This is a genomic window from Paenibacillus sp. AGC31 (genome assembly GCF_057334655.1).
Window position 1 is genome coordinate 40,405 of sequence record NZ_JBHFJH010000033.1, and the last position, 20,403, is coordinate 60,807.

A 20,403-nucleotide genomic window follows, 5' to 3' on the forward strand; every position below is an offset into this window, starting at 1 on the left:
TTTGCTGGTCCAGCTTCCAACTAATAGCGGCTGCGGTTGGGCTGTCTGAACATATCGAGCACACCCAAAAGTACATGTGCAAGTCCAAAACCCAATATTCCGTAACCCCAAGCACTTGGAGTCAGGTAATAACCCAGGAGGCTGACAATGATCCCTAAACCTGTTACGATCCAGCTGACTGTCACAGCCATCCACCTCACTTCACCAAAAGTTAACTGCAAGTTAAGACACGATTATTGTCTCCTGCAGTTGACCGGGTTATTCGCTACCCGTGGTACCCCCTGTAGCATCCGTTGATCCATTTTCAACACCTGTGGAAGAAGTAGTGCTACTACTGTCTTCACCAAGCTTCAAACGGATCCGATTGGTCGCCTTGCCATCCGTAACAACTTGCCCGCCAACTTCAATCGTGGTCGCTGCAGCGTAACCAGACTTAATATACATGCCTACACTATCCAACTCAAAGGTATAGCTGTCACCTTCGGCTGTGTTACCATACTCCAACTTCTCTCCACTGGAGTTTTCGCCTTTATACACTTCCAGCCAGCTATTACCTGTTGCTTTGATCGTAACCGTTACAGGTTGCCCTGCACTACCGTTAACTTTAAAGTTCGTAATATTCCCTGATTTCCCATCTTCTGCAACAGTCACATTAGACGGTGAATTGTCAGTTGGTTTTTCCTCAGTTTCATCCGTCTGTCCGTCCGTTTGACCATCAGTTTGACCGTCCGTCTGTCCTTCTGTGTCAGTACCGCCACCGTTACCGCCAGCGTCGCCTTCACCAGTACCGTCAGTACCTGAATCTGTCGCAGGCGGATTAGATGCCTGTCCGTTGTCGGCAGGTTGATCCGGTTTATCTTCAGGCTGTTGTTGACTGTCTGTAATTTTGACTGAATCAAGCCCCTGATTATCTGATTCATCACCATTGTTATACACCACGTATACATACAACAGCACTACGATCAAAACAGGGAATGTCCACATCAGCGCAACAGACATCCACCGATTACTTCGCTCAACCGGACGGCTGGAACGCTTCTGAATAACCGGTTCCATCGTTGCTTCCGTCTCTTCTGCGGGTACGTCTTTTTTGTGTCCCTCCAGCAGCTCATCAGGGTTCAGTCCCACAGTCTCCGCATAGGTTTTGATGAAAGCACGCACATAGAAGCTGCCCGGCAGCACTTTATAGTCTCCTGCTTCTATGGCCTCCAGATACCTCTTGCGAATTTTTGTCATTTCCTGTACATCGTCAAGACTCATCCCTTTTTGCAGCCGGGCCTCCCTTAACTGCTGACCCAGTTCAGACATGCCATCTCCTCCTTATGTTTATCTCTTGAGTTGTTGCTAATCTATTCCATGATTCCGTACGGTTCCTTACAATTCATCGGTGTAGCTAGCCGTAAACGTATCATAAATAATTTCTTCATTCGGATTGTTGCGAAGTTCAATTATAATATCAAAATCATTAAAATCATATTCGGATTCCTGAACAAAAATATCCGGATGTTCAATAACTTTGGTGCTAGGCATGGACATAATATCCTGCAACAAATTGTAATGCCGCTCACTTGAACGAATCGTACTTACAATTCCGTCGATAATGAACACATTGTTCGGGTTCAATTCGTCTTCGGACATTTGACTCCTTATCGTCTGACGAAGAAGTGTGGAGGAAACAAACGTCCATCGCTTCATTGCACATACGCTGCCCGCAATAATAGACTCCGTTTTGCCAACACGAGGCATTCCGCGCAAACCGATGACCTGATTGCCTTCCCTCTTAAATACTTCACCCAAAAAGTCCACAAGTAACCCAAGTTCATCTCGTGTGAAACGAAATGTCTTGCGATCATCCGAGTCACGGTCAATGTATCTGCCATGACGCACGGCCAGAATATCCACCAATTTAGGTTGACGCAAAGCCGAGACGGTGATGCTGTTTACTTTGCCAAGCATTTCACCAAGCAAACGGATCTTTTCATCATCATCCGATTCAAGCAGCATGCCTCGAGTTTTGCCTTCAACACCGTTAATGGTCAATATATTCACTTCAAGCATCCCCAGCATAGACGCAATATCGCCTAACAAACCAGGTCTGTTCTTATGTATTTTATATTCCATGTACCATTGTTTAGATTCCATTTCAACACCCCGTAATGCATTATTCCACATTATTCGACAGCAACAGAACGTGTCCACTGGACAACAATCTGAGACATCTTCTAAAAATGGGTCACGTTAATGATATATAAAATGAAAATGAATTACAAGAACAGCTCTGTAATCCGTTTGTAATCATTAGAGAAAAGCCCCCTTGCGGGAGCTCTTCATCTGTAATCTTATGCGTTTTGTTTGGCCAATTTGACCATCAGGGTCGCAATCGTACGACGCTCATCTGCATCGCCGACATCCCATAACTCTTTCAATGCCCGGTTGGAATGGTTCGCCGGATCGACTTTCTCATCAAGGAAGTCGCCGATTTCATACGCAAGTTTGTTGATGGTTTCTTCACTCATCCCCATCTTCTCTGCTTGCAGTACGCGGTCACCCAAGAACTTCTTCCATGTGTCAAAACTGGAGAGCACTGTTTTTTCTGTTGACATGATAAATCCTCCTTAGATGACGCTTGAGATTTAAAATCAACAGTTGTAATATGTGCTTTCGAGGCATTTTATATACGGACATTTTGAAAATAATCCGGAAGACGGCTGCTTCTCAGCAACCTTCACCTGTTTCGTTCACAGCCAGTCAAGTTTTCTTGCTTTTCTTACGTTAACCAACCGCCATTTGGACTGATGATCTGCCCATTGATATAACCCGATTCAGGGAGGGCCAGAAAATAAACCAGTGATGAGATTTCATCAGGTTGAGCAAGTCTTCCTGCCGGAATTTCCTCTTCCAGCATCTTCAGTTCACTATGATCCAGATGATTCAGCATGGATGTCTGAACGGCACCAGGAGCAACGGCATTTACGGTTACTCCGGAAGGTGCGAGTTCTTTCGCAAGCGCTTTGGTGAATGCATTCACCCCACCCTTGGTTGTGGAATACAGCACCTCACAAGAAGCACCAGACAGTCCCCAGATCGACGATACATTAATGATTCGGCCATACCTTTGAGAGATCATGTGAGGCATCATTTCCTGTGTACACATAAACGTGCCTTTGAGATTAATCGCCATCACTTCATCCCAGATCTCCTCTGTAACATCAGACAACATCCCATAATGCGAGATTCCTGCATTGTTCACAAGGATATCTGGCATGAGATTATGCGACTCGAGCTTCTCACGCATGCGTTCAATCTGTTCCCGGCTGCGAAGATCCGCAGACACGGTCATGATTTTTCCATTCCCCTGTTCCATACACCGTCTGGCGGCTTCATTGGCTGCTTCATGCGATTTCATATAGTGTATAACAACATTCATTCCCACTCTGGCGAAGCGTTCTGCGATCGCCGCTCCAATGCCACCGCTTGCGCCAGTTACCAGTACAGTCATTTCCCCGATTGCCTTCAATTGTCCTGTTCCCCTCTCCATATCAAGGACTCACGACTAGCGATACAGCCAGTTGATCCCAGCGAATATGCTCTCTCAGTCTGAGATTTACATCTTCCAGTGTAATCGATTCATAGAGCGGGAGCATATTGAAAAAATCACCGCCACGGAATTGCTGACGTGTAAATTCATGCGCAATGTTCTCCGGAGAATTGAGCATACGCAAATATCCGCCTATTTTCTTTTTACGTGCACGTTCAAAATCCTTAGATTCGAACCCTTTTTCTACAATGGCATTCACTTCTTCACGTATACGCGCGAGCAGTTGATCCGGGTCTTTGGTATCCCCACCAATGGCTGAAAATGCATATTGCGGTGAACTGTTATACTCATGTCCAAAGCTGTCCGAGATCAGATCTTCATCGTAAAGCTTCTGAAATAATCGTGTGCTTGAGCCAAACAAAAGATCCATCATCAGCTGCGTTGTCATATCTCGCCGTAACAATTGTTCTCCGGTAAGACCAACGTCCGTCTCCTTGAATCCAAACAGACATTTGGGCAGTGAAACAGCCAGTTTTGCTTCCCGTCTGGCTTCTCCTACCTGCTCAGGCTCCGGTTCGAAGAAACGTTGAATACTCCCCTGTGGCTTATAATCCTTCTGCTTCTGGTTCGATCGAACCATATCAATGACTTCCTGTGGATCTACACCACCCACCACAAACAAGAGCATGTTACTCGGGTGATAGAAGGTGTTATAACACTCATATAACATCTCTTTGGTGATTGTACGGATGGATTCCACCGTTCCTGCAATATCGATATGCACCGGATGTTTCTGATACATGGCCTCAATCAATCCAAAATAAACACGCCAATCCGGATTATCAGCATACATGTCAATTTCCTGTCCAATAATGCCTTTTTCCTTTTCCACGTTCTGATCCGTGAAGTAAGGATTTTGCACAAAGTCGACTAATGTTTGTATATTTTCATTCACATATTCGGTCGCTGAAAACAAATAAACCGTCTGATCAAAGCTCGTAAACGCGTTAGCTGAAGCACCATGAGACGCAAATGTTGCAAAAATATCACCTGTTGGTTCTTCAAACATTTTATGCTCCAGGAAATGAGCAATCCCATCCGGGACCTTCACTTCTTCCTGCCCTTCAACCTGAAAATGATTATCCACCGATCCATACTTGGTTGCAAACGTAGCATACGTTTTCTGGAATCCCGGTTTAGGCAAAATATAGACATGCAGTCCGTTATCCATTACTTCGTAATATAGTGTCTCCTGCAAATGCTCATACCGAATGCTCTCCACCGATTATTCCTCCTTCTCGTCCCGCAAGAAATAAATCGTATCCAGACGGAATTGTTCTGCCGCCTCACGTACATCTTCCTTGCTAATATGTTCTACCTGAGCCAACAGTTCTTCAGCCGTTCTCTCTTTGCCGGACAACTGTCGATTGAAGTCATAAGCGATCATCTCAAAAGCAGAATCCTGCATTTCCTTAAGCAGGTTACGGATCATTGCTTTGGTCTGAGACATTTCCAGATCACTGATTGTACCACTTTTCATTTCTTCCAGCTGCTGCTTGATGATAGTGACAGCCTTCTCATAATTAGGGATTTCAATCCCGGATTGAATCGTTGCAATGCCCTTATGTCCGTCATATCTCGAAGACGCGTAATACGCCAGACTTTCCTTTTCACGAACATTTACAAACAGTTTGGAATGAGGATAACCACCGAGAATCCCGTTGTACATTAGTGCTGCGGCATACAGAGGATCTCCATAAGTGATAGATGTACGGAGTCCCATATTGAGTTTTCCTTGACTCACATTCAGTCGCTCCACAACGGTCTCCACTTCCTTATCTCCTCGAACCGCTGCCTGTGTCTGATAATCAGAGGAGGACGTTCGATCTACATTGAAATGACGCTGAACAAGGTTCTCGACCTCCTCCAGTGTCGTATCCCCTACCACATACAGATCCATACTCGCTTGTTGCAGCCACTCCTGATAAGACGCAGTCAGTGTGTCAGGCTCAATTCCGGGCAGATCTTTTCGCTCACCCAGTGGATGAAGACGGTACGGCTCGTTCTTACACATTTCCTCAATACTGCGTTCAGCGGCATAGCGCATTTTATCGTTCACGATAGACTCCAGCTTTTTACGAACAGTCTCTCGCTCTGCTTGTACATAAGACGTCCTGAAATGCCCATTCTCCTGTGCAGGTCGTGTAAGAACCTCTCCAAGGAAGGCAAATGAACGATCCAGTAGCTGCTCATCCCCTCCAACAAAGGAATCATTAATGGTATCCATTCGGAACTGTACAATCTGATAATCCCCGCGTTTATAGACATCAAAACCAAAACCCGCTCCATACAGATGCTCCAGTTGCTCACGAAATTGTGTTGTTTCCGGATAGGACTCCGTGCCGCGTCGCAGAACAAAAGGTGTCAGCGCTACTTTGGTTACTGTATCTTCCCGTAAGGGAACTCCTGCATATAACGATATAGCAAACGTTTTAAAACGTTTAGTCGGAAGCACATGTATACGAAACTCTCTCTTGTTACCTCGTTCGAATCCTGATGTATTCAAATGTTAAAACCCCTTTACGGCGTCATTTATCATGCAATCATATTAAGCTAAACGTAACAACCATTTTAACCCATTCAAAAGGCAAGAAGCAACCGAAGTCACGCCTTCTGGTTGCTTCCAACATCATCACATACAAAAGATATGCTGTCCGATTGTTTTCACTTGTGGACGGGTCCAGATCCATTTGGATGTTGCTGTCTTCGGGTTAAAATAATAGAGACATCCACCGGACGGATCCCATCCATTCAGGGCTTGCTCAACTGCCTTTTTGGCTTGTGCGTTCGGTTCCAGATAGATCTGTCCGTCCGCTACAGCCGTAAATGCACCTGGTTGAAAAATTACACCAGAAGGTGTACTTGGAAAACTTGGTGAATTTACGCGATTCAAAATTACTGCTGCTACTGCGACTTGACCTTCAAACGGTTCACCCCGGGCTTCACCATATACAGCGTTAGCCATAATCTTGAGTTCATTCTCTGAGAGACCAAGGGCATTGGCAGATCCCATATTATCTTGCTCTTTATCTGCCGTATTGTTGCTGCCTCCACCCCCACCTGAGGATTCCTTGTGTAGCGGCGGCTCTGTTGGCGACCATTTGGTTGACGCATTGTACAGCTTGAGCTTGGTCTCAGCTCCAACCACACCATCTGCCTTCATGCCAAACTCGGATTGAAACCATTTAACGGATTTCAGTGTGCTGCTGCCAAAATTACTGTCGATTTTACCATTGTAAAATCCCAGGTACTTCAAACGCCCCTGAAGCTCATATACATCCTGACCGTAACTTCCATATTTCACTGTATTGCTGCTAAACGTAGGCAAGGCCTTTTCTTCTACCTGCGGTGTACGCTCGGCTGAACTTTCAGTTGCTGTATTCCCAGGAAGCAAATAACGAATTCCCAATGCGGATATCAGCAAAATAGCAGTGAAAAGCCATAGGTTCATTTTTCGCATCGACTGTGCTCTACCTTTCTCTTGTGGGATTAACAGAATCGCTAAGGTTATTATGACAAGCCTGCTTGTTTCCTATGCACCAAATCATCCGATCTTTGGAGTAGATGGCAAAACTTCAGTCTGCTGAGCAAGCAAAAAGCCCTCAACCAATGAGGTTGAGGGCTTAAACGATTCGTTGTATCCATGTTATATGTTACACTACGAGCTTATTTTATTCTGCTGATACTGTTCAAGTGAAACCAGTACTTCCCTTGGTTTGCTGCCCTCGTAAGGACCGATTACACCCCGGGCTTCCATGGAGTCAATTAAACGCGCTGCACGTGTGTAACCAACCCGCATACGACGTTGCAACAGGGAGACTGAAGCTTGTTTTGCCTCCAAAATAATCTGTACAGCTTGCTCATATAACTCATCCTGTACTTCATCTGCTGCCTGAATGGAATCATCCACTTCAGGTACAAGGGACTCATCATACTGTGCTTCACCTTGACCACGTACGTAGTTTACAATATTCTCGACTTCTTCATCGCTCATAAATGCACCTTGTACACGAACCGGTTTTGATGCGCCCATTGGCATGAACAACATGTCTCCACGGCCCAACAGTTTCTCAGCCCCACCCATATCCAGAATCGTTCGGGAATCGACTTGGGAGGATACGCCGAAGGCAATCCGCGATGGAATGTTAGCCTTGATTACCCCGGTAATAACGTCAACAGAAGGACGTTGTGTGGCAATAATTAGATGGATTCCGGCTGCACGAGCCATCTGAGCAAGTCGTGCAATGGCATCCTCTACATCTCCGGCTGCAACCATCATCAGATCTGCAAGCTCATCCACAATGACAACGATATAAGGCAGAACAGCCGCAGGATTATCTTTCATCAGATTATTGTAACCCTCGACGTTACGTGTGCCTGATTTGGAGAACAGTTCATATCGTTTCTCCATCTCAACCACAATCTTTTTAAGAGCAAGTGACGCTCGTTTAGGATCAGTTACTACTGGTGCCATCAGATGTGGAATTCCGTTATATACGTTCAACTCAACCATCTTGGGATCGACCATCAGAAACTTCACTTCATCCGGCTTGGCTTTGTACAATATGCTGGTAATAATTCCGTTAATACACACCGACTTACCGGAACCTGTAGCACCCGCGACCAGCAAATGGGGCATACGAGCCAAGTTACCAATAATCGTCTGTCCCGAGATATCTCGGCCAAAGGCAATGGTCACTTTGGATTCTGCATCCTGGAACGTTGCTGTCTCCATTACTTCACGCATCGTTACAACCGATACTTCACCATTAGGTACTTCGATACCAATCGCAGACTTTCCGGGAATCGGTGCTTCCATCCGAATATCTTTTGCCGCCAGAGCCAACGCGATATCATCAGTTAGGCTGACAATTCTGCTGACTTTAACACCAATATCAGGTTGAATTTCATACCTTGTAACAGCAGGGCCCCGTACCACTTCAAGCACTTTGGCACGAACACCAAAACTCTCCAGTGTAGCTTCCAGCTTGCGTGCTGTCTGCATATAATCCTTCTGGTCACCCGCCTTGCCCCCATTGTTTGGCTTGGCAAGGAGACGGAATGATGGCAGCTTGTACGGCTTAGGAGGTGGCGGTGGTGGTTTCACCGGTTGTGTGTCCTGCCCTTCAGGAGTTGGAGTATCTGTTCCCTGCATTGCATCATTAGGTACTTCTTCTCCACTCTGAATCTCATCCACAGCATTCATCCCGTTTGTACCCGCATCGGATGCAGACCACTCCGTCTCTACCAGTTCATCCGTTATTTTAATGGCATGCTCGTCCTGTTGTACTACGTTTGGATCGGCCAGATTATCCGGGAAAGGATAAGCATCGTCCAGATCATCTTCAATGCTTGCCTCTTCTGTTCTGACGTGCTCGAAAAAGTCTCGAATGATCGGCGCTGAGTTAGGTTTAGCCTGAACAGGAACACGTGATGAAGCTGATTTGTTCACTACGTCTTCGGTCGCATCCTGCCACGCCTCTACATTGTGATCTTGTTCGGCGCGGTACACAATCTGTTCTGTTTCTGCCGAATCGACCTCATCCATTTCACGTCCTGATGTCGCCTGTTCCCGTTTAGCTCCCCATTTTCCGAAAAGTTGGAAGAATATGGGCGCTTTTCGTTTTGGCAGATGCTGTTCCTCTAATTCATCCTCATACTCGTCTTCGTCATCTTCAACAGGAACAGGCACCACTTTACGAGCGTTACCTTTCTTCCTTCCATCAGATGCTGAAGCAGAACGTGCAGAGGGCCTCGACTCCAGCTTCTTGTACATCGAACTCCCGGCATCCCAAATCTTGGTTCGGAATATTCGAATCAGATCCACATAAGATAGACTTGTAATCAGCATAAAACTGATGATAAACATGACAATCATGATGAGTCTCGCCCCAAGACTGCCGAACAGCCACAGGAAAAGAGCAAATTGCCCAGCTCCAAGATAACCACCGCTGATGTCCTTGTTCAGCATGGAGTCCCTCTCACCTGGCGCAGCAGGGGTTAGCAACTCGGTTTGCATATCATTATGTACCTGCGTAATCACAGCACCAGGCTCAAGCGCACCAACCGGAATGAGCTTCTGGTGCATTGCAGAAACAGTACTCATGAGAGTTAAAGCAAAGACCAGCAAAACAAGTCCTGTCTTGCGTGTGGTCCAGCCACTCGGCCATTTCCGGTGAATCATCACCATGAGACCATAATAAATACCAACAAGTGGAATCGCAAAATAAAACTTACCAAGCATCAGTCCGAACATCTTGGAAAGCGAACGTCCAACGGTGGCTTCACCCGATAATGCTATGACAGCAAGGGTAATAAGCACAATCCCGTAAATTTCATATTTTAAAACGCCACTAAAACCAGCGCCCTTTTTTTTCCTCTTTTTTCTTCTGGCCAAAATCAGGTCACCCCCAGAAGAATATTATACCATACAAATATAATCCGTACATATGTTCTTTTTCTGCTCAATTTGTCTGAATTCGTCGCGTTATGCTGGTCCCAAGTTACCCGAAAGCGGAATGGTCGAACCGGGCATATTAGCAGGATTCAGATAGGCTTCAAGTGGACAATCCAGCAAACGTACAATAACGGCTTCATTGTCATTAACAGGTCTCACCTGCATTAATAATCCATTCATCTTGATCTCTCTCGTATCTTCACTCTCTTTCCACATGCCTGACCATAATTGTTCAGGGGGCATCACGGTATATAATGTCATTGGGTGTAACCTCCCGCTTGCAGAGTCTGTCTCTTGTCTCCTATGAGCTGATTTAACTGAGCAATGGCTTGTCCAATTCCGCCTACCGCATCCATCAATCCATATTTCACTGCATCTGCGCTTCCTACAGCTGTACCAATATCCCGATTTAACTCACCGGTCTTAAACATTAGTTCTTTGAACATCTCTTCAGAGATATTCGAATGCGAAGTCACGAACCGAACAACCCGCTCCTGCATTTTCTCCATATACTCAAACGTTTGAGGTACACCAATGACAAGGCCGTTCATCCGAATCGGATGGATCGTCATCGTTGCACTTCCCGCAATCAGGGAATATGTTGAAGCAACAGCAATCGGTACTCCAATGCTATGCCCACCTCCAATGACCACAGTAACCGTAGGTTTGCTTAGAGAAGCAATCATCTCTGCAATGGCCAGACCCGCCTCTACATCCCCACCTACCGTGTTCAAAATGATCAGTATACCTTCAATGCGCTGATTCTGTTCCGCAGCCACCAGCTGTGGAATGATATGCTCATACTTTGTTGTTTTATTTTGTGGCGGCAAAATCAAATGCCCTTCGACCTGTCCAATAATGGTCATACAGAAAATATTCGACTCACCTGCAGGCGACTGTGTCTGCCCAAATTGCTGAATAGTCTCTGTCACGGGAGAGATGGCCTTGTCCTCCTGAATCGGAATCTCCGGCGCTTCAACTTCCGGTTGATTGGATCTTGACGCCTGTTTGCCATTCATACGTTCATTCATTTCAATAATCCCCTTCTCCAGAAACATTTAATGTATTTCCTTAGTATGGGGATTTTTCCAACCGCCTTATACCCGCTACATCAAATTGCTTCACATATTGACCCTATTGCAGATCTTCCTGAAAACGCAAAAAAAGCCCCTTCTCTACGAGGAACCGTCCAATATTACTCGTAGAGAAGGGGCGACTGTGTGCCTGAATATATGTTTTTGTTTAGCTTATTTTAAACTTCCATAATGATTGGCAAAATCATCGGTCTACGACGAGTTTGCTCATACAGGAAGCGTCCCAATGCATCTTTAACATTCGTTTTGAGTGAAGCCCACTCGTTAACGTTCTCACTCATCAACTTCTGCAATGTGCTGCTAACGATCCGGTTGGCCTCATCCAGTAGTCCTTCCGATTCACGTACATACACAAATCCGCGAGAGATGATGTCAGGACCGGAAACAATTTTTCCATCCTGTTTGCTCAGGGTTACCACAACAACAAGGATACCATCTTGTGACAACAATTTGCGGTCACGAAGTACAATGTTACCCACATCGCCTACACCCAAGCCATCGATCAACACATTACCTGCAGTAACTTTACCCGCTCTACGTGCTGCTCCACCTTGAATTTCAATCACTTCACCGATATCCGTGATGAAAATGTTCTCAGGTTCTACCCCTACAGATTCAGCAAGAACCGCGTGGCGACGCTGCATACGGAATTCACCGTGAATTGGCAAGAAGAATTTCGGTTTCATCAGGTTGAGCATCAGTTTCAGCTCTTCCTGGCTACCATGACCAGATACGTGGACGCCACTGTTAGCACCGCTGTAATGCACGTTAGCACCCAGACGGAACAGTTCATCAATCGTACGGCCTACATATTTTTCATTACCTGGAACTGGTGTTGCTGCGATAATAACGGTATCACCTGGCAGGATGTCCACTTTACGGTGTGTGGAACGAGCCATACGTGTCAGTGCTGACATTGGCTCTCCTTGACTTCCTGTACAGAGAATTACGACACGATCAGCTGCCATCTTACCTACTTCTTCAGGTTCAATGATCATGCCATCCGGAATCTCAAGATAACCCAGTTCTGAAGCAATACCAACCACATTCACCATGCTGCGTCCGATAACTGCAACTTTACGTCCAGTCACTTCTGCTGCATTGATCACTTGTTGGATACGGTGTACGTTGGAAGCAAATGTCGCTACAACAACACGTTGACTAGCTTTACGGAAGATATCTTCCAGAACGATACCCACATTTTTCTCCGATGGTGTGAATCCAGGTTTCTCAGCGTTTGTACTGTCGGACAACAGCGCTAACACGCCATTTGTTCCGATCTGTGCCATACGCTGAAGATCTGCATATTGACCATTGACTGGAGTATGGTCGAATTTGAAGTCACCTGTGTGAACAACTGCACCTTCCGGTGTTTCGACACATACACCAACAGAATCCGGAATACTATGGTTAGTAGCGAAGAACGATGCTTTCAGAACAGATCCAAGTTGGATCTCGGAATCAGCATCAATCAGAATACGTTTTGTTTCACCCAGCAGATTCGCTTCTTTCAACTTGTTTTCTACAAGTCCAAGCGTAAGTCTTGTTCCGTATACAGGAACATTCAGATGTTTGAGAACATATGGCAGACCACCAATGTGATCCTCATGTCCGTGAGTAAGGATAATTCCTCTTACTTTGTCACGGTTCTCAGTCAGGTAAGAAATGTCAGGGATGACAATATCAATACCAAGCATATCTTCTTCCGGGAATTTAAGACCAGCATCTACGACTACAATGTCGTTGGCGTATTGGATGACGTACATATTTTTACCAATCTCGCCTACGCCGCCCAAAGCAAAAATCATCAGTTTATCGTTATTATTTTTCTTAGACAAATGAATCTAAACCTCCTATGGTAGTTGGACGTCGTACCTTATTATTTATTGTAAGTTAAGAAAAGTAGTCCATACATCACATACCCACCTATCGGGATGAATGCAAAAGAACACCTTTATTCACGATATTTGGAAGAAGTTCTTCGAAGTTATTCCCTTTGACCAACAAGTTGGATTTGAAATTCCCTCTTAGCCGTTCCTTCCTTTTTCACCGCAAAGCTACACCACGAAACGATGTCGCTTTCAATTTCAAAAAAATACCGCACCCAGTCACTTGACATCATTATACATGATTAAAAACAAAAAAAACAAGTCACTCTCTCGTTAACCTGTAGGTTTCCCCTTAGCATTCGAAAAGAAACCTCACAATACTCGTAAAAAAAAGAACCGCAGCCTCGACGAAGAGGAGCGGTTCTTTTGCTGATCTGAAGAATATTCCCATGATTAATAAAATAGTCCTTATGCAGCCAAAATGATTACAAATTAAGCAAACCTTTGATATAAACCTGCTCCTCTTCCGTTGGTGGAATAAGGGGCAATCGTACAGAACCAACGTCTAGACCACGCAATGTCAGCGCATATTTCACCGCTACCGGGTTTGGTAGAGGCTGTGGACACTCAAACAGGCCTTTGAACACTGGGAACAACTGCTGATGAATCTGAGCAGCCTCAAGAGGTGCTCCGCCATAGAAGGCGTCAATCATTTTCTTCATTTCTGCCCCTACGACATGACTGGCCACACTGACAATTCCATGTGCTCCAACCGCAATCGCTGGTAAGCCTGAAGCATCATCACCGGAATAGACTCTGAAATTCTCTGGAGCACTTGCTGCAATCAGCGTAACCTGCTCCATAGACGCACATTCCTTCGTAGCGACGATATTAGGTATCTGCGCAAGACGAAGTGTTGTCGCTGCTGACAGGCTGGTTACAGTCCGCCCAGGCACGTTGTAGAGCATAATTGGCAGCTTGGTGGAGCCTGCAATCGCTTCAAAATGTTTGAACAAACCTTCTTGGCTAGGTTTGTTGTAATACGGAACAACCAACAATATGCCATCCACTCCGGCACGTTCAGCTTCCTGTGTCAAATGGATGGAATGTGCCGTGTTATTGCTTCCCGTTCCGGCTATAATTTTGCACCGACCGGCCGCATGTTTCACTGCAAATTCGAATAATTGAACTTTCTCAGTATCACTAAGTGTTGGAGACTCCCCTGTTGTTCCAGAAACCACAAGCGTCTCCGACTTTTGATCTGCAATCAGATAGTCGATTAGACGTGCCGTTTCCTCCCAATGAATCTCTCCTTGTTCATTGAACGGAGTGACCATTGCTGTAATCAATCTTCCAAAGTCCAATTCGATTCCTCCTTCAAAACAGGTTTGGCTCCTCTAACTTCAGTTATTTACAAATGAAGTTCGAATGAGGCGTGAAGTGCCCTCAGGGCCTGAACCATATCTTCTTTTTTTACGAGTACCCAGATCGTTGTATTCGAATCTGCCGATTGCAGGATCTGAATGTCTGCCAGTGTCAAGGACTCCACGATTCGAGCCATAATTCCAGGTACACCATTAATGCCTCCGCCAATGACGGACACTTTGGCACAACCGGACAAGCTTTGTGGCTTGAGACCTATCTCCTGCAATACCTGTATGGCTTTCTCGGAATCACTGTCAAAAACCGTATAGACAACTCCCGAGGGGGTAACATTAATAAAATCAACACTGATTGAATTCTCTGCCATGGTTTTGAACACTTTAAGTTGCAATCGATCTGCACCACCAGGCACATCCACCGTAATTTGCGTTACATTGCTCACGTAGGCGATGCCTGTTACATAACGGTCAACAATGCCTGTCTGCACATCCTGAAATCCTTCCGGATGCGTAACCAGCGTTCCTTCCGTGTCTGCAAAAGTAGATCTTACCCGCACTGGAATTTGGGATTGCATCGCAATCTCAACCGCACGTGGATGGATTACCTTGGCCCCGTGGTGGGCCATGTTACAGATCTCTGCATAACTCACAACAGTCAGTGGACGTGCATCCTCAACAATTCGCGGATCAGCGGTAAGTATCCCGTTCACATCTGTGTAGATATCCACCATTTCAGCACGTAATGCTGCACCGAGAGCTGTAGCAGACGTATCACTTCCCCCACGACCCAGTGTCGTGAAGTCTCCGTTCTCTGTCTGCCCCTGGAATCCGGTTACAACAACGACACGGCCGAGCTGAAGCTGCTCCAACACACGAACAGGACGGACATCCAATATCCGGGCATTCCCGAAATTGTCGTCCGTCACAAAACCTGCTTGTGCGCCGGTCAGCACTGTAGTTGGAATGCCTTCATGTTCGAGTAAACTGCTCAACGTTGTCGCAGATATGATTTCACCACAGCACAGCAGTAAATCCTTTTCGCGTGCGGATAGTGCGTTTCCGTTCTGTGCAGCCCAGTCCAGCAATGTATCAGTCGCATATGGCTCGCCGCGGCGGCCCATCGCAGACACAACGATGACCAGACTCAATCCTGCTTCAAGTTCACGTTTAACGTGACGGAGCACATGCTCTCTCGCCTGAACAGTGGAGAGAGACGTGCCTCCGAATTTCTGTACCATGATACGCATCTTTATTCCTCCATTTGTGTACGCAAGAAGACTGGACACGGGTCAAATCAACAAATGGATCACTCTAGGGAGCGTTCTGATGCGATAATTTCAGCATTTTATACGAGGTCATGACGCATACATTCACAATAGACCTCTCCCGCTTGCTTAACCTGTACTGCCCGCAAGCAGGAATGCCTTATATACAGGAACGTGGACATAGTAGCTGTTCAATCCAGCATATCGTCCCCCATGATTTTCTTTGTCTCTCGAACCCCTTCATTTCTCCAAGCGCATAAACGTTGTCACCGAATCATTGTTCCATCAAGCCTGTGAAGAACGCTCCACAATCATCGGCTGCAACTGTTTGCCCTCAAGAGCACTCCAGCAAGCCTCTGGAATCAATTCCATTTTGGCGACTAACGAGTTTGGTTTTTTCATTGGATCGTCCTGCCCAAATGGCACAAAATACAAATATTTGGCCACGAGCAATTTGGCGATATTCGCAGCATTCAAGCCCAGACCGTCATTCGTGGAAATCGCGAGCACAAGCGGACGCTGATTGCGCATCTGCGCTTTGGCGGCCATTAGCACTGGACTGTCGGTCATCGCATTAGCCAGCTTGCTTGTTGTATTCCCTGTGCATGGAGCAATCACCAGCACATCAAGCAACTTGGAAGGCCCTAATGGCTCCGCTTCAACAATTGTAGAAATGATATCATTACCTGTTATATCTTTCAACTGTTTTTGCCAATTTTGCGCCGTACCAAAGCGTGTATCCGTCGTCAGAACCGAATTCGAAATAATCGGAATGACGTTGGCACCTTCAGCTACGAAGCGGCTAATTACCGGCATAACCTCTTCAAACGTACAATGAGAACCCGTAATTGCATAACCTACCGTTTTTCCCTGCCAGTTCATGATTTAACCTCCCGTGCGTTCTGTTCTTCCAAAAGCAAACGGATCAACGCGTCGGCAATAATGCCGCCAGCCGTTTTGGGAGCAACAATGCCGGGGAGGCCAGGCGCAAGTAGCGCTTTGATACCGCGTTTGTCAGCATACCTGAAATCACAGCCGCCAGGAGCGGATGCGAGGTCGATAATGACAGCCTTTTGCGGCATTCTGGACAGGATTTGTGCTGTGATTATCATAGTCGGTATCGTATTAAAAAGCAAGTCAACTTCCCCGGTTTGAGCGGCCAAATCCGTTGTCATGAAAGGCTTCCAGCCCATTATTGTAGCGCGGGCAGCATCCTCTTCCCGCCTGATTCCCACCCGTACATTTGCTCCAAGTCCCTGCAATGTTTTGGCCATTGTGAATCCTGTTCGACCAATGCCAAGCACAATGCATTCCGAACCATGGATTGTGAAGTCCGTCTCCCGAATAGCTATGGCGATGGCTCCCTCAGCTGTTGGAATAGAGTTGTAAAGTGCAATATCATCACGATCAAGTACTTCAACAAGTCGCAGCCCATTTTCAAGACAAAGTTCGCGCAGGAACGGCTTTGCCATACCTGTGAACACAATACAATGCTCTGGTAATGCTGCAATATGTTCCTTTTTCAAATAGATCGGTGTGTCACTGAATGAAGTACTTACTTTCCCCTGATCATCGCAACCGACGACAGGCAGTACCAGTACATCTGCGGAAGCAAACACTTCGTCCTCCAGTTCCTGGTGCTCAATCCCTGGAATGGAACGCTCTATTTTATCGAAACCCACCACACTTACCGTTGCATCCAGCTCAGCGCACTTTTGAATGACTTCAAGCTGCCGCGCATCTCCGCCCAGGACTACAATCCGGACTCCGGTCAGCATCGGGACGTCACTCCTTTCACCACATGTATGCCTTATCGTATGCAAGGGCCCACAGGGGGGTGAAAACAATAATTGCATTCCACCGTCCGTTTCTCGAATGTAAAAAAGAGCCGCCCCTGTCAGGGACGACTCTAAAGAATGGGTATATTTACGCTGCTTATTTCCCGGTATGACCAAATCCGCCTTCGCCACGTACCGTTTCCGAAAGTTCATTCACTTCCGTCAATTCAACCGCAGGCACGGTCTGGAAGACAATCTGTGCGATGCGCTCTCCCCGTACAATCGTGAACGGTTCCTGACCCAGATTAATCAACAGCACTTTAACTTCTCCGCGATAATCCGCATCAATGGTCCCCGGTGTGTTAAGGCAGGTAATGCCATGTTTGAATGCCAGTCCGCTCCGAGGACGGATCTGTGCTTCCAATCCAGCTGGCATTGCCATCGCAAGTCCGGTAGGAATCAGCGTACGCTGACCCGGGTGCAATACAACATCTTCCTGAAGTGCAGCTACTACATCAAAGCCGGATGCCAGCTCCGACATTTTTTGAGGCAGTTTAATATCTTCATTGCCCGGCAGTTTCTGTATTTGAACGTAATGCAACAAAATCATCCCTTCTCAATCCAGCGATCGTCTTATCTGAAGCGCCAACCATAGCAAGTGCAAAAGGCTCAGCAAACATCAGATCAAGTACCGCGTTAATATCGTCCATGGTAACTTGTTCAATTTTGGTGATCATCTCATCCAGCGTATGGTGTCTGCCCAGCATGAGTTCGTTTTTACCCAAACGATTCATGCGACTGCCTGTGCTTTCCAAGCTCAGAATCAAGCTGCCTTTCAGCTGTTCTTTTCCTTTACGAAGTTCATCTTCGGACAAGCCGTTTACAGCCAGGTCGCGCAGAACCTCTTTGGTCAGGTCAAGCACTTCTTTGGTCTGTTTCGGTGCTGTACCCGCGTATATCGTGAAAAGTCCACTGTCCGCATGAGAGCTATGATAGGAATACACGGAGTACGCAAGACCCCGTTTCTCACGAATTTCCTGGAACAGTCTGGAGCTCATGCCTCCACCAATGGCGTTATTCAGAACAACCATAGCGAATTGCAGCGGATCTCCGATTTTACAGCCCGGGAACGAAATACAGATATGATTCTGTTCCGTTTTCTTTTTGTGAAAGAGCTGTCCACTTTGGAAGGCTGGCATCGTGACTGCTTCCGTTACCCCATTTACATCAAAAGCACCAAAATGCTTCTCCATCAGATCGATTACACTGTCATCAATATTACCCGCGATACTAATGACCGTGTTCTCAATCGTGTAGTGCTCCTTCATATATGCACGCAGATGACTGGAATCCATCGCTTTGAGACGTTCTTCCGTACCCAGGATTGGGTATGCGAGTGGATGCTCACCATAGGCGGCCAAGGCCATCAGATCATGAACCATATCATCCGGCGTATCTTCATACATTGAGATTTCTTCCAGAATGACGTTTTTCTCCTTGATCAATTCACCATCATCCATTTTGGAGCGGAAAAACATATCAGACAATACATCAACCGCAATCGGCAAATGTTCATCCAACACTTTAGCATAATAACACGTGTATTCTTTGGAAGTGAACGCATTCACATTACCGCCAATCGCATCGAACTGCTCTGCAATCGCCTTGGCATCATAACGATCTGTTCCTTTGAACAACATGTGTTCAATAAAATGTGATACTCCGTTACTTGCAGGTTGCTCATTGCGCGAACCTGTCTTGACCCATATTCCGAAAGACACAGAACGGCAGGTCGGTATCTGTTCCATGACAACTCTGAGGCCATTGCCCAGCTGAATTTTTTTCATGGTTGGCCCTCCTACATCTCTATAATTGCCTTGATCTCAACCTTGAAATTGAAATCGACATTTGGTTCCAACTGTTTGATATTAACAAAAAAACAACGTTCACTCAACCGCAGACGTATTTACACGTTCCGAAGACAACGTCTCACTTACTGTTCCGAGCACCAGACCTTTGGCCCGTATGGATTGAATCATGCCCTTTAAAGCTCCCGAAGAAGCAGCTGTAGGGTGCATTAGAATTAACGTGCCTGCCTCGGTATTTTTTGCAATTTTAGCAACAACGGCATCCGGGCTTGGCTTACGCCAATCCACAGTATCTACTGTCCATAACACGGTTTGCAGCCCCATGGATGAAGCAATGTCAACGGTCTTCTGATTAAAGTCACCGGAAGGCGGAGCAAACCAACGATTCTCTACACCCAGTGTTTTATGGAGCAGATCCTGGGTTTTGCTAATTTCCAGCTTGGCCCGTTCTGCGCTCAATCGACTCATATTCGGGTGAGAATACGCATGATTGGACATCTCATGCCCACGCTTCTGAATTTCTTTGGCCAGTTCAACGTTTTTGCTTAACCAACTTCCATCCAGAAAAAAAGTAGCCTTCACTTTCTCGGCATCGAGCGTATCCAGCATCGGTTTAATGTATTCGTTCCCCCAGGCCACATTAATCATAAAAGAAACCATCGGTTTGTTTGCATTTCCCCGATAGATCGGATGTGCACCCAAATCTTTAAGCTGAATCTCCGGCTCAATCTGACGGTAGACATACGCTATTTTGGTATTCAACGTTCCACTCAGCGCCTTACGGTATGTCGCTTCCACATCAATCTCCATGCCATTATAACCAGGAATTGCTTTCCATACCCGATCCACTCTGGCATTCACCGGAGCAATTTTCGTTTCAGCCGCTTTATCCCGAATCGCAGACAACAGCGCATCTTCTCCAGTTGCTTCCTTAAACATGTCAAAAGCATTTTGCGTACCTGGCCCATCACGGATCTCCGTAATGTATGTACGTACACTGCCAACTTGTCCGATCAATATGACCGCAGTCACACCCGCCAGAACAGCCGCCAGCTTTTTGGATTGGTTTCCCACAGCTCCATCCTCCCGCCGTCTTTGTCCCCATCATATGAGGACAAGGGCAAGAATATGA

At 46.2% G+C, this 20,403-nt stretch carries 19 protein-coding genes; all 19 read right to left on the bottom strand.

The window, feature by feature from the left end; translation table 11 throughout:
- Positions 1 to 20: 20 nt before the first annotated feature.
- Positions 21 to 185, bottom strand: coding sequence for a hypothetical protein (locus tag ACE04G_RS21085; protein ID WP_167350848.1), 165 nt, complete (start codon positions 183 to 185; stop codon positions 21 to 23).
- A gap of 73 nt (positions 186 to 258) precedes the next feature.
- Positions 259 to 1,308, bottom strand: coding sequence for a RodZ domain-containing protein (locus tag ACE04G_RS21090; protein ID WP_339184124.1), 1,050 nt, complete (start codon positions 1,306 to 1,308; stop codon positions 259 to 261).
- A 66-nt stretch (positions 1,309 to 1,374) separates the two neighbouring features.
- Entirely contained in the window at positions 1,375 to 2,142 is a 768-nt protein-coding gene (locus ACE04G_RS21095; protein WP_047842510.1) for a DUF3388 domain-containing protein, read from the bottom strand.
- Between the two features lie 197 nt (positions 2,143 to 2,339).
- Positions 2,340 to 2,603: a DUF3243 domain-containing protein gene (locus ACE04G_RS21100; protein WP_076208865.1), complete on the bottom strand. Its 264-nt coding sequence runs from the start codon at positions 2,601 to 2,603 to the stop codon at positions 2,340 to 2,342.
- Positions 2,604 to 2,767: 164 nt separating this feature from the next.
- Positions 2,768 to 3,538: an elongation factor P 5-aminopentanone reductase gene (gene ymfI / locus ACE04G_RS21105; RefSeq protein ID WP_339184120.1), complete on the bottom strand. Its 771-nt coding sequence runs from the start codon at positions 3,536 to 3,538 to the stop codon at positions 2,768 to 2,770.
- A gap of 1 nt (position 3,539) precedes the next feature.
- The gene (gene yfmH / locus ACE04G_RS21110; RefSeq protein WP_339184118.1) at positions 3,540 to 4,820 is read right to left on the bottom strand and encodes an EF-P 5-aminopentanol modification-associated protein YfmH; all 1,281 of its coding nucleotides are present in this window, start codon (positions 4,818 to 4,820) and stop codon (positions 3,540 to 3,542) included.
- A gap of 3 nt (positions 4,821 to 4,823) precedes the next feature.
- The gene (gene yfmF, locus ACE04G_RS21115; RefSeq protein ID WP_449004589.1) at positions 4,824 to 6,104 is read right to left on the bottom strand and encodes an EF-P 5-aminopentanol modification-associated protein YfmF; all 1,281 of its coding nucleotides are present in this window, start codon (positions 6,102 to 6,104) and stop codon (positions 4,824 to 4,826) included.
- A 126-nt stretch (positions 6,105 to 6,230) separates the two neighbouring features.
- Positions 6,231 to 7,058: a spore cortex-lytic enzyme gene (sleB, locus tag ACE04G_RS21120; protein WP_047842506.1), complete on the bottom strand. Its 828-nt coding sequence runs from the start codon at positions 7,056 to 7,058 to the stop codon at positions 6,231 to 6,233.
- Between the two features lie 198 nt (positions 7,059 to 7,256).
- Positions 7,257 to 9,995 (bottom strand): FtsK/SpoIIIE family DNA translocase, encoded by a 2,739-nt coding sequence (locus ACE04G_RS21125; RefSeq protein WP_449004590.1) that lies wholly within the window; start codon positions 9,993 to 9,995, stop codon positions 7,257 to 7,259.
- Between the two features lie 90 nt (positions 9,996 to 10,085).
- Positions 10,086 to 10,316: a YlzJ-like family protein gene (locus ACE04G_RS21130; RefSeq protein WP_221824146.1), complete on the bottom strand. Its 231-nt coding sequence runs from the start codon at positions 10,314 to 10,316 to the stop codon at positions 10,086 to 10,088.
- Complete coding sequence (locus ACE04G_RS21135) at positions 10,313 to 11,086, bottom strand: ClpP family protease (protein ID WP_223869123.1); 774 nt, start codon at positions 11,084 to 11,086, stop codon at positions 10,313 to 10,315. Before ACE04G_RS21135 ends, ACE04G_RS21130 begins: the two co-directional genes overlap by 4 nt.
- A gap of 221 nt (positions 11,087 to 11,307) precedes the next feature.
- Positions 11,308 to 12,987, bottom strand: coding sequence for a ribonuclease J (locus ACE04G_RS21140; protein WP_076208870.1), 1,680 nt, complete (start codon positions 12,985 to 12,987; stop codon positions 11,308 to 11,310).
- Positions 12,988 to 13,463: 476 nt separating this feature from the next.
- Positions 13,464 to 14,342 (bottom strand): 4-hydroxy-tetrahydrodipicolinate synthase, encoded by an 879-nt coding sequence (gene dapA / locus ACE04G_RS21145; RefSeq protein ID WP_221824148.1) that lies wholly within the window; start codon positions 14,340 to 14,342, stop codon positions 13,464 to 13,466.
- A gap of 47 nt (positions 14,343 to 14,389) precedes the next feature.
- Positions 14,390 to 15,607: an aspartate kinase gene (gene dapG / locus ACE04G_RS21150; RefSeq protein WP_017689129.1), complete on the bottom strand. Its 1,218-nt coding sequence runs from the start codon at positions 15,605 to 15,607 to the stop codon at positions 14,390 to 14,392.
- A 303-nt stretch (positions 15,608 to 15,910) separates the two neighbouring features.
- Positions 15,911 to 16,507 carry a dipicolinate synthase subunit B gene (locus ACE04G_RS21155; protein ID WP_076208872.1) on the bottom strand — a complete coding sequence of 199 codons (597 nt, stop codon included), beginning with the start codon at positions 16,505 to 16,507 and terminating at the stop codon, positions 15,911 to 15,913.
- Complete coding sequence (dpsA, locus tag ACE04G_RS21160; protein ID WP_076208873.1) at positions 16,504 to 17,403, bottom strand: dipicolinate synthase subunit DpsA; 900 nt, start codon at positions 17,401 to 17,403, stop codon at positions 16,504 to 16,506. Before dpsA ends, ACE04G_RS21155 begins: the two co-directional genes overlap by 4 nt.
- Before the next feature lie 157 nt (positions 17,404 to 17,560).
- Positions 17,561 to 18,007: a dUTP diphosphatase gene (dut, locus tag ACE04G_RS21165; RefSeq protein ID WP_221824149.1), complete on the bottom strand. Its 447-nt coding sequence runs from the start codon at positions 18,005 to 18,007 to the stop codon at positions 17,561 to 17,563.
- Positions 17,967 to 19,250: a M16 family metallopeptidase gene (locus ACE04G_RS21170; protein ID WP_062833834.1), complete on the bottom strand. Its 1,284-nt coding sequence runs from the start codon at positions 19,248 to 19,250 to the stop codon at positions 17,967 to 17,969. The genes dut and ACE04G_RS21170 overlap by 41 nt, the downstream gene beginning before the upstream one ends.
- A gap of 99 nt (positions 19,251 to 19,349) precedes the next feature.
- Positions 19,350 to 20,345 (bottom strand): polysaccharide deacetylase family protein, encoded by a 996-nt coding sequence (locus tag ACE04G_RS21175; RefSeq protein ID WP_047842504.1) that lies wholly within the window; start codon positions 20,343 to 20,345, stop codon positions 19,350 to 19,352.
- Positions 20,346 to 20,403: the final 58 nt, after the last annotated feature.